This is a genomic window from Acidobacteriota bacterium, from assembly GCA_009691245.1.
Taxonomy (GTDB): domain Bacteria; phylum Acidobacteriota; class Terriglobia; order 2-12-FULL-54-10; family 2-12-FULL-54-10; genus SHUM01.
This window is the reverse complement of record SHUM01000092.1, coordinates 1-7,983: the sequence shown is the minus strand read 5'-3', so window position 1 is coordinate 7,983 and position 7,983 is coordinate 1. Positions and strand designations below refer to the sequence as shown.

Below are 7,983 nucleotides of genomic sequence, written 5' to 3'. Positions count from 1 at the left end.
ATCAGCGTGCCGAACTTCAATGAGTGTGCGCCGAGAGTGTAGATGGCGTCATCGCTCCAGGTGAAAATATTTTGCTTGGCGCTGAGCGGGTTCGTGCTGGAGGGTCCAATGCTCGTCAAACCACCCACCACCAGTTGACCCATGGCGGTGCCGGGGACGAATGAAATGTCCGCGCCTGGCGGTTCGAAGATATTCCTGCCGCTGTCATTGGTGCGGCTGTAAGAAAATCTGAATGTGCTCAGAAAGGTCGGGGAAAAAATGTGGCTCTCGGAAAGAGTCGCAAACTGCGCGCGCCCCGTGCGGATGCTGCCGAAGTCCGGAATGCTCGTCGGCTGGGTAAGCTGGGAATCTTGAACGGTGTAGCGCACGAACATATTGTCGGAATTCGACAAGGTGTAATCCGAGCGCATTTGCCCGTAGTTGCCGGTGGTGGGTTGCGTAGGCGAATAATTAAAGCGATTCAGGATGCCATTCACGGTGATGTTCGGCATAGGATAAAACTGCAGGAACGGGCGCGTAACGGGCGAAGTAAATGCGGCTCGTTGTTCGATGGTCGGCACGTCCGCATTCTGGGTGGTGCCCAGCTGCTCCTTCAGTAGTTCATACACCCCAAAGAAGAACAGTTTGTCGCGCTGAATGGGGCCGCCTACGGAGCCGCCTAGATTGTTGCGGGTAAAGGCCGGGAGCCGGCGCGGAGTTGTTGCAGTCCTCTTGTCAAAGAAGTTGCGGGCGTCCAGCGCGCTGTTGCGAAAATACTCGAACAGCGAGCCGTGAAAGGCATTGGTGCCGTTCTTGCTGGCGATGGTGACCTGACTGCCCATCTTCATGCCGTACTCGGCGCTGAAGGAATTGGTAACCACGCGAAATTCGCGGATGCCCTCCACGCCCGGCGACCAGTCGGCGTTGGTTGCCGGCGAGTTGCCGTTGAGGTTGGTCATCATGGCGCCATCAAGCAGGAAGTTGTTGGAGCGTCCCGGCGCGCCGTTGCCGCTGAACCAGTCGCCGCGCATGATGGGCCCGCCGGCTTTGCTGGCCGGATCACGCTGCACGCCGGCCTGCAGGAACGTCAAATCCACGAAGTTGCGGCCGTTGAGGGGCAGCTCGGCGATGCGCTTCTCATCCACCAGCCCGCCTAGCGAGCCGCTCGTGGTGTTCACCAGCGGTGCCTCCGCCGTTACTTCCACGGTCTGTTCAATCGCACCGATTTCGAGGGCGAAATTCAACACGGCTTCCTGGCCAACTGCCAGATTCAAGCCGGATTGCACCTTAGTGCGGAAACCAGGATGCTCGACGCGAATCTCATAATTCCCCACCGGCAGAGCCGAGAGCCGGTACGCACCATCAGAGCCAGACGTTACGATGCGCGACTGTCCCGTCTCCGTGCTGCGCGCCGAAATGCGGACGCCTGGCACTACCGCGCCGGTGCTGTCTTTCACCGAGCCGAGTACTGTGGCCGTAGGCATTTGCGCCGCGGCAGGCCGGGAAAGTGCAATCAAAATTACTGACAACCAAACGACACGGCACAAATTTGATTTGCGTTGACTAGCCACGTAGGCCTCCCCTGAATCACCCAGCGATCAATTCTACGGATCACAGGGCGATCAGCCCCAAAAATCGGATTTGGATTAAACTACTCGCGTTCAGACAGACTGACCAGAGCTGACATTCAGTCCCGCCGCTGCCGATAGTCTGGAAATTCTTCAGTAATATTCGCCACCCAACTTACTTTGCCGGTCCCACATTAGAGCCCACCAAGGCCTCGCCAGGCAAACTCCACTCGCTCGGCACTAAGGGTTTGGCTCCCAGCTTCAGCAGCAAGTCCGCCGTCGCCGGATGCGTGGCGTTCAGCGCAAACCGGATTTCGCTGGCCGGGATGTTGATGGGATAAACGCCCATCGCCACGCTCAACGGAACCTGGCCGATTTTAGTCGGAATGTTCAAGTCCGCGCCGTGCTCGACTAGATAACGGATGATGTCGTTTGCTCCCGCCAGCGCCGCCCCGTGCATGGCGCCCATGCCGTCCATCGTCAAATCATTCGGCTTATTGCCCAGCTCGAAAGTCATTCGCACGGCTTCGAGCGCACTCTGTTCATCCTTTTTGGAGCGATCCTTGGTGCGCGCAAGTCCGGCGGCCACCATTAGCGGGCTGGTGCCGTCCTTGGTCTTCATTACCGGATCGGCGCCTTTGTCCAGCAGCAGGCGCATGGCCACCGGATCGGATGAAGCCGCCGCCAGCAAGAACGGTGTGGCGCCAAGCAAATTCATGCGGTCTGTATTCTTCACTGTATAGCGGGAGACTTGCGCGTTGGGGTTCGCCCCGCGTGCCAGCAGCTCCTTCACCAACCCATGCATGTTGGGACGAAAAAGAAAGGCCTCGGCGGGCCGGGAAACCTGCAGTGTGCCATTGATCGAGTAGATGCCTTTGTAGAGCGCATAGTGCAGCGGGGTCATGCCCACTGCATCCACCGCGTTGGGGTTTGCGCCGTGCTCGATCAGATAGAGCGCCAGCTTCTCGTAGCCAGCCTGAATGGCGATGTGCAGCGGCGTAGCCGTGCCGACTGGAGTTTTCTCGAGGTCTCCCCCCACAGCCGCAGTGGGCCGCAGGTCTCGGCCCTCCTCGCCCTTGGGGACATCGCCTTCGCTCAAGTTGGCCACAGAGGCGACCGCGCCTTGATCCGCAGGCGCGGCTTGTGTCGGCGCGTACAGCCCCGAGACAGCGCGCTTCGCGGTCTTCAGCACCGCCTGATTTACGTCTGCGCCCATGGAAAGCAGTATCCGCGCCGACTCGTCATCTCCTTGTTGAGCGGCAAATAGGAGCGGCGTGAACCCACCCTTTGAGTAGACTTTCACGTCCCCGCCATGCTCGATCAGTGCCGCCACCACCTGCGGATGTTTGGCGGCGACCGCGCGCATCAGCGCCGACTGCCCGTTGAGGCTATCCTTGGCATTCACGTCCGCGCCGTGGGCGATCAGCTTCTGCACAATCTCGATGCTGCCGGTGTGCGCGGCGCGCATCAGCGCCGTCTCCCCGTTCAAGGCCGAGGTCTTAGCATCGGCGCCGCCATTCAGGAGCAACTCGGCCATCGCAACGTTGGCGGCATCGGCGGCCAGCCAAAGTGGAGTGACGCCATACTCGTTCGCTGCGTTGGGCCTGGCTCCGGCGCGCAGCAGCATCCTGGCGATCACTAACTCATCGCGATTCACGGCCCAGCTCAACGCAGTGGAGCCATCCGGCTGTGTGGCGTTTACGTCCGCCTTCTGCTTCAGCAGCCGCTGAACCTGCGCCTGATCCTGATTGCGCACCGCATCGATCAGGCTCAAATCCATGGCCGCAAAAAGAGAAGCCCCGGCCAAAAACGCAAGGCCAACTAGAACTCTGCCGGTGATTGATATCTTCATGATTAATCTCCTACAAAACTAGCAAGCCATCAGTTGAACTGGCCGTCTATGCGCTGGGCAACTCGACGCGACCGGTGCTGTCGCCGAGCTTATCCACATGCACATTAACCTTATCCAGAACGGACAGCAGCAGATTGGTCATTGGCGTGTCGGTTGGCATCTTAATGTGGCGACCGCCGCGCACCTGCCCGGCACCACCGCCGATCAGCAGGTTCGGCAGGTCATCATGGGAGTGAATGTTGCCATCGCTCAAGCTGCTGCCGTAAAGCAGCAACGAGTGATCCAGCAAGGAGCCATCGCCATCCGGCGTAGACTGCAAGCGGTCGAGGAAGTAGCTGAGTAGTTTGACGTGGAACATATTGATCTGGACCATCTGGGCAATCTTGCGGGCGTCGCCAAAATGGTGCGATAGTGCGTGGTGAGCCTCGCTGATACCAAGCTCCGTGTAAGCCCTGTTGCTCTGTTCGCGCGACAGATACATCGTTTGCACGCGGGTCATGTCGGTCTGGAAAGCAAGTACCATGAGGTCGTACATGAGCTTTGAGTAATCGTCATAGCGCTCTGGCACGCCGGCGGGCCGCACCAGCGAAGGCAACTGCCGCGCCGATTGATCTTCGGACATCTGGATGCGACGCTCAATGTCGCGGATGGCATCGAAGAATTCCGCCAGCTTGTTCTGATCCCCGGCACCCAGCTTCCGTTGTAGGCGCGAGACATCCTGCGAGACGGCGTCGAGCACGCTGCGGTCTTCCTGAATGCGCGTCAGTCGTTCAGCCGGATCGGTCGAGTCGCTGTCGCCGAACAGCCGCTCGAAGACCGCGCGAGGTTGATTCTCCATGGGCACCGGCGTGGTCGCCGTGCGCCAAGAAACCGTGTTGATGTACGAGCAGCTGTAGCCGCCCTCGCAACCGCCGACGAGATCGGTGTTATCCAGCGTCATTTCGAGCGAAGCCAGTTGTGTCTGTTTACCCAGGGTCTGCGCGGCGAGCTGATCTGCCGAGATCCCGACACGAATATCGTCGCCTTCGGTCTTTTTGGGGTGCGCGCCGGTGAGCCAAGTTGCGGCGGCACGCGAGTGGTCGCCGCCTGCTTCATCCATGCGACGGTGTCCATTCACGTGTGACAGGCCGCTAATCACCAGCATCTTTTCGCGATAGGGCGCCAGCGCTTCGAGGATGGGTGGTAGGTCGAACTTCGCTCCATCAGCCGCCGGCGTCCACTTGTCCATGATGGCGCCGTTCGGAAAGTTGATGAAGCCTAATCGCACCGGCGCGCGGCTGCCCGCTTCACCGTTTGAACCAAGCGCAGAGGCGAACGCCGGCACCATCCCGTCCAGCAGCGGTAACGCGATCACCGCGCCTGTTCCGCGCAAAAATGCCCGGCGAGCAATCGCCTTCTTCAGAATCATCATGACCAACCTCCAAACTGCGAATCTCTTGTTACTTAGCGGCAACTTGCGCTGGCTCGGCCTGCGTCCTCATGCGAAATGGCGTGCTGGATACAATTCCCACAATCACGGAAGACCAACGGAAATTACTCGCTGCCGCTCCGCGCAAAATCTTCCTGACGGCAGTAGCGTCATAGTACTCGAGCCCGCGACCCAGCGCGTAAGTCAGCAGCTTTTCCGTGACGGCACCAGCAAACAACTCAGGATCACCAGCCAGCAGCTTGCTAAGTTCCGCCGGGCCTCTAAACTTGCTCCCGCTCGGCAACACGCCGGAGGAGTCCACAGGCAAGTTTTCCGGCCCGCTGGCCTCACGCCAGCGGCCGATGGCATCAAAATTTTCCAGCGCGAATCCAAGCGGGTCCATGCGGGCGTGGCAAGCCGCGCAGGCCGGATTGGCGCGGTGTTTCTCCATCTCTTGACGCATGGAAAGAATCTTTCCCTCGTCGTTGCGCTCCTGCAGACTGGGCACGTTTGGTGGTGGCGGCGGTGGCGGAGTCGCCAGCAAATTTTCGAGCAGCCATTTGCCCCTCTGCACCGGCGAGGTGCGCGAGCTATAGGACGTCGCCGTCAGGATGCCGGCCTTGCCCAGTAGACCCCAGCGGTTCTCGTCGGTCAACTTCACCCGGCGAAAATGGCTCCCATAGATTCGGGCGATTCCGTAGTGCTTTGCCAGCCGCTCATTTACGAACGTGTAATCGGCGGTTAACAGATCCAGCAGGCTGCGATCTTCACGCAGCATACTGGCAAAGAACATCTCCAGCTCTTTCTGAAAAGCTTCGCGCAGGCTGCCATCGAAATCCGGAAATTCACCACGGTCCGGCTGGGCCATCTTGACGCTACGCAGCAGCAGCCACTGGCCGGCAAAATTGGTAACTAACGCTTCGGCGCGGGGATCGGCTAACATGCGCCGCGCCTGTTTTTCAACCGCACCGGGCTCGTTCAGCTTGCCCTTTTCAGCCAGCGCCAGCAACTCGTCATCCGGTATGCTGCTCCAGAGGAAAAACGAAAGCCGGGAAGCCAACTCCAAATCGCTGACGGGAAATGCGCCCTGTACCGATCGGATTGCCCTGTCCGATTCAATGCGGAATAGGAAGTTCGGATTCACCAGAATCACACGTAGCGCCTCGGAAATGCCGTGCTGGAATCCCGCTCGCTCACGGCCCTGGCGGAATAGCGAAAGCAGCAACTGGATGTCATCCTCATTCACCGGTCGCCGGTAGGCGCGTCGCGCCAGCTGAGTCAGAATTTGCCTCGCGCAGGCCTCGCCATTGGTGCTGGAAGCTGGTGCGCAGGTGAAAATCTTCTGCCTGCTGGCAGTTTGCCCCGGACCCTTGCTTTCAAATGGGCCCTCGATCAGGATGCTCTCAACCGCCGGCGCGCTTAGACTGGCCAGGGCCTGGTCCGGGCGAATGACACCCTCTGCATCCATGATCTGGCTGGGAAATGTTACGGCGACTGCGCGCGAGCCAGCCTGCACCGTGGCACGGACCACTAGGCTCACATCGGCCGGCTCGGGAACCGCCCCCGGCTTTGCCGGCTTGGCGGCAGCCGACGGACCTCCCACGGAAAACAATTTGAGGCGATTGCCGTCCAACCGTAGGTCCACCTCGTGCGACTCGGCTAGGCCACGCACGATGTCCGTTCCCGCATCCCGCTGCAGACGAATGCGAAACTGGTAATCGCCGTCGAGCGGGAACATGTGCTTGATGGCCGCTCCACCGCGAGAACCAAACGGCAAGTCATCGCTCATGCGCTCTTGCTGATCCAGCATCGAGGAAATTTCATAACGGCGGAAATCGGCCCTCGCCAGCGGCTCGCCTACGGCAGTGCGGCTGATTTTCCGCGCCGAGGAAAGATAGCGCTCCATTAAAAGCGGCGAGACGGAAAGCACCGACCCAATGTTGTCAAAACCAAAGCCGGAATCATCCGGCGGCAAGGAGACTTCGTCGACATCCACCGCCAACAGATCGCGGATCGCGTTTCGATATTCCGCACGGTTCAAACGGTGCAATCCCGGCGCGTGGCCTGGATTGGGCGCAGCAGCCGCCGAGCCATCCAAGCTTGTCACCAGATAGGCGACCATCGCGTTCTGGTCTTTCTTGTCCGGCCGAGGCGCGCCCACCGGAGGCATGGCCCCGCCGCGCAGCTTCTTGACGACTTTTTCCCACACCTCGCCCTCGGCGGCAACTTTGCTCAAGTTGGCCTGATCGAGCCGTAAGCCGGCGGTATTGAGTTTTTCATTGTGGCAGGTTATGCAGTAGCGATTGAGCAAGGCCTGCGAGGTCGACACAGTCGACGTCTGGGCCAAGGCCGAAACGGGGGCGGCTGTTGCCAGGATCAGCAACGGTAGCCCTGACCAGAATTGCAGCAGATGTCTCACTCTCAGGAATTCTCAACGACTGAAACAGCTCGAACTGCTCATGGCAATCGGCCAGAGTTGTCAAAACCGGATAGCAAAAGGGGGCCAGTGCCCCTAATTCGCCTGTATGCCTTATATAGCTTTCAGGCCGGTAAAGTCAAGGTGAAATTATTGCAACGGAATAACAGAATATAGGTTAGGTTAATTTCCCCAATTTATGGGAACTCCAGATTGCCGCTGACCGGCGGAGTGCTCATTTTCGCTTCCGGCTCGCATTCCGAATCGGCCGCACGGGGAATCCCCAGCCTACACCTCGAATTTCCGCGATATGCTGCATCTTACCGCAATGGAAAAATGGTTTTGTTCTTGACACCCGTCCGCACCGCGTGATAAAAACCGGCCAGAATGCAAGTTCGTCCAACAAGCAATAACGGTTACTTCATTCGCTAGTTCAGTTCGACCGGGAGAGCAAAATGATTTTGCGCAAGTGGTTACTAATTGGATTGGGTGCAGTGCTGCTATTGACCGCCGGGTCAGCCTCGGCACAACTGACAGGAGGCACCCTCTCCGGCGTCGTACATGACGCCAGCGGCGGCGTCATGCCCAATGCCGGTGTTGAAATTCGCAACCAGGAAACCGGGGCCACGCGAACGCTCACCACCGATGAGCGAGGACGTTATCAAGCACCGAATCTATCGCTCGGGAGCTACTCCATCACGGCTCAACTGGCAGGATTCCGCGCCTCGGTGCGCTCTGGAATCACCCTGACCGTGGGGCA

General features: G+C 59.3%; 5 protein-coding genes. 1 reads left to right on the top strand and 4 read right to left on the bottom strand.

The window, feature by feature from the left end; all coding sequences use genetic code 11:
- The 4 genes from EXQ56_14460 to EXQ56_14445 all read right to left on the bottom strand — a co-directional run.
- A partial coding sequence (locus EXQ56_14460; protein ID MSO21624.1) for a carboxypeptidase regulatory-like domain-containing protein occupies positions 1-1,463 on the bottom strand: 1,463 nt, incomplete at its 3' end.
- Between the two features lie 259 nt (positions 1,464-1,722).
- Positions 1,723-3,399, bottom strand: a complete 1,677-nt coding sequence (locus EXQ56_14455) for an ankyrin repeat domain-containing protein (protein MSO21623.1) — start codon at positions 3,397-3,399, stop codon at positions 1,723-1,725.
- 46 nt (positions 3,400-3,445) lie between these two features.
- Positions 3,446-4,810 carry a DUF1552 domain-containing protein gene (locus tag EXQ56_14450; GenBank protein MSO21622.1) on the bottom strand — a complete coding sequence of 455 codons (1,365 nt, stop codon included), beginning with the start codon at positions 4,808-4,810 and terminating at the stop codon, positions 3,446-3,448.
- A 28-nt stretch (positions 4,811-4,838) separates the two neighbouring features.
- Positions 4,839-7,226 (bottom strand): DUF1592 domain-containing protein, encoded by a 2,388-nt coding sequence (locus EXQ56_14445; protein MSO21621.1) that lies wholly within the window; start codon positions 7,224-7,226, stop codon positions 4,839-4,841.
- Positions 7,227-7,678: 452 nt separating this feature from the next.
- On the opposite strand from EXQ56_14445, the gene EXQ56_14440 reads away from it, so the two are divergent.
- Positions 7,679-7,983, top strand: a 305-nt coding sequence (locus tag EXQ56_14440; protein ID MSO21620.1) for a carboxypeptidase regulatory-like domain-containing protein, incomplete at its 3' end; no start/stop codon positions are given.